This is a genomic window from Corallococcus praedator, assembly GCF_003612125.1.
Classification (GTDB): domain Bacteria; phylum Myxococcota; class Myxococcia; order Myxococcales; family Myxococcaceae; genus Corallococcus; species Corallococcus praedator.
Window position 1 is genome coordinate 1 of the sequence record NZ_RAWI01000657.1, and the last position, 2,813, is coordinate 2,813.

Sequence of the window (2,813 nt, forward strand, 5' to 3'; positions counted from 1 at the left end):
GGCGGGAAGGGAGGAGGGACGTCCCGCGGAGAAGTCCTCGTAGAGGGTCCGAAGCTCACGCAGGAGGACGGCCATGGACACACCATCCGAGACGATGTGGTGGAGCGTGAGGAGGAGCAGGTGGTCATCGTCACGGAAGCGAAGCAGGGTGCCCTGGATCAGCGGACCCGTGGTCAGCGATAGCGGCCGTTCAAGTTCCTCGCGCGTCCGCCGGGCCGTCTCCGCTGCCTGTTCAGCAGCGCGCAGATGGCTGACCTCCACCTTCGTGAGGATGAAGGGATGCGCCGGGTGCAGCCGTGTGACGAAGCCGGCTTCGGTGGACGCGAAGACGGTCCGGAGGGATTCGTGTCGGCGGGTCAGCTCGGTGAAGCAGCGCTCCAGCACCGCGACGTCGATCGGTGAGGTGATGCGGTAGGCGCCGGGAATCCGGAACGCGGTGGTTCCAGGATGGAGCTGCTCCACGAACAGGATCCGCTCCTGCGCGAACGAGAGCGGTGGGTCGCCCTCGTGCGGGAAGGCAACGAGCGCGGGCCCCTCCTCGGAGGACTCGATGCGCCTCGCGGCTTCGACGGCCTCCGCCATGAGGGCGAGGGTCGGCGTGTCGAAGATCTGCGGGATGGGCATTCGCAGGCGGAACGTCTCGTTCACGCGCGAGATGAGCTGGGTGCCAAGGAGGGAGTGGCCGCCCAGGTGGAAGAAGTCGTCGTGCAGGCCGACGCGCTCAACCTCCAGGACCGAGGCCCAGATCCTCGCGAGCGCGACTTCGGTGGGAGTGGAAGGCGCGTCACCCCGAGCGGACTCGGGGGCGGAGAGAGCGCGGTCCGACGGCATCTGGGATTCCTTTCAACGGGCGCGGTCTCTATCGCCTGATTTTTAGACCCGTCGGCATCGGTCGTTCAGCGGAACGAATCTACGATGTAGATGCCTGTACTTTAGTCTTTCCAGAGCACCTTCCACGGATGCTTGCGCAGATCCGTGACCAGGGTGCGCAGTTCGTCATACAGCGCCGGATCCTTGAGCAGGGCGCCACCCGTGCCTTCTCCCGCGTCCAGTCTTCCCAGCACGCGGTCCGCCTTGGTCGCGATCTGTTCCAACTGGCCTGCGGCCGCCGTGAAGCGCTGGATGGCCACCTTCACCTGTTGGCCATCTTCCGCCGTCAGCGGGCCGGTCACCGCCGCCAGTCCCTCCAGGGTCGTTCCGGCGGACTTCGTCAGGCCGGGCAGGTCCTTTCGCATCACCGCCGCCACGGCCGATGCGTCATCCAGCAGGCGTGCCCCCTTGCCTCCGGGCTGGAGCGATTCCTTCGCCAACTGCGACAGTTGCCGCAGGTCCCTGGACGCCGCCGCCAGCTCCGATGCCAGCACCTTCACGTCGCCCTTGTTCTCGGTCAGGACCTCATCCAGCGTCTTCGCCAGCCGTGACACGTTGGCCGCGAGTCCCGTCACCGCTTCCGGATCCCGCTCCAACATCTCCGACAACAGCGTCACGAACTTGGACAACTGCTCCGACAGCAGGTCCAGGCGCGGCGCATCCACGCCTCGCAAAGCCTCGGACTCCGGCAGGGCGGCTTCAGCGTTGCCCGGGTTCAACTCCAGATACGGCTCCCCCAGCAGGCCCACCGTCCCCACCGTCACCCGGGCGTCCTTGCGCAACGCTCCCCGGGCCGAGGCTTCCACCGACAGGTCCATGCGGACGGGCAGGGGGATTCCCTTCGCGTCCCGCCGATCCGCCAGGAGCTTGATCGCATCCACCTTGCCCACCTGCACGCCGCCCAGCTTCACCGGGGCGCCCTGCACCACGTTGCCCGTGTGCGCGAAGTCCACCTCCAGCTTCGTGCCCCGTCCCAGCGTCAGCTCTCCCATCAACCACAGCAGCACCAGCACGCCGACCAACGTCGCGAGCACCAGCGCTCCCACCTTCAACTCCAGCCGTTGCTCATCCATCCGTCACGCCCTCCATGAACGGCGCCGTCAAGGTCCGCAGCTCCGGGGCGGGGGACTCCAGGAAGCCCTTCGGCGTTCCCAGGTACACACAGCGCCCCTTCGCCACCACCAACACCCGGTCCGCGATCTCCCTCAACTGCCGGTAGTCGTGCGACACCACCAGTGCCCCCAATCCCTGTTCCTTCAGCGACGCCAGCACCGCCTCCACCTGCGTCGCCGCCCTCCGGTCCAGCCCCGTCGTCGGCTCGTCCAAGAGCAGGTAGCGCGGCTTGAGCACCAGGGCCCTCGCGATGGCCGCCCGCTTCTTCGCTCCCGGCCCCAGCTCCGGTGGCAGCCGGTCCGCCCATTCCTTCAGCCCCACCTGCTCCAGCGCCGTCTCCACCGCGTCCTCCGGTGCCTTCGGATTCGCGAGCCGCACGTTCTCCCGCAGCGTCCTCCAGTCCAGCAGCGCCGGCCCCTGCACCAGGTACGGCGCCCGACGCCGGAAACCCACCAGCGTCCGCTCAGCCTGCGTGTCCACCCGCTCCCCGAACAACGTCACCGCTCCCGCCTCGGGCCTGAGCAGTCCGACCGCCAGACGGCACAGCACGCTCTTGCCGGAGCCGCTCGCCCCCGCGATGAACGTCAGCTCCCGCGTGGACACCTGGGCGCTCAGGCCGTCCAACACGCGGCGGCCCTTCTCGAAGGCGACGGCCACGTCCTCGAAGACCAGCGTGTCCTGACCGGTGTCATTCACAGGCGCACGAACTGGAACGCAAGCGACACCGTCAGGTCAATCAACAGACAGCCTAGACTCGCCGCCACCACACCGTCCGTCGTGGCTTCGCCCACCGCCTCGGCGCCACCCCGGGCCTTGAGCCCCGCCACCGC

The 2,813-nt window shown here is 68.1% G+C and carries 4 protein-coding genes; all 4 read right to left on the reverse strand.

What is annotated here, in order from left to right; translation table 11 throughout:
* On the reverse strand, positions 1–831 hold an 831-nt coding region (locus D7Y13_RS40470; protein WP_244222450.1), incomplete at its 3' end, for a condensation domain-containing protein.
* A gap of 101 nt (positions 832–932) precedes the next feature.
* Positions 933–1,943 (reverse strand): MlaD family protein, encoded by a 1,011-nt coding sequence (locus D7Y13_RS40475; RefSeq protein WP_120585098.1) that lies wholly within the window; start codon positions 1,941–1,943, stop codon positions 933–935.
* On the reverse strand, positions 1,936–2,679 hold the full coding sequence (locus D7Y13_RS40480; RefSeq protein WP_120585097.1) for an ATP-binding cassette domain-containing protein: 744 nt from the start codon (positions 2,677–2,679) through the stop codon (positions 1,936–1,938). The genes D7Y13_RS40475 and D7Y13_RS40480 overlap by 8 nt, the downstream gene beginning before the upstream one ends.
* Complete coding sequence (locus tag D7Y13_RS40485) at positions 2,676–2,810, reverse strand: ABC transporter permease (protein ID WP_279637179.1); 135 nt, start codon at positions 2,808–2,810, stop codon at positions 2,676–2,678. Before D7Y13_RS40485 ends, D7Y13_RS40480 begins: the two co-directional genes overlap by 4 nt.
* Between the last annotated feature and the right edge of the window lie 3 nt (positions 2,811–2,813).

Coding starts and splice junctions, on each gene's coding strand:
- D7Y13_RS40475 (WP_120585098.1), bottom strand. CDS start 1,943: ATGGATGAGCAACGGCTGGAGTTGAAGGTGGGAGCGCTGGTGCTCGCG.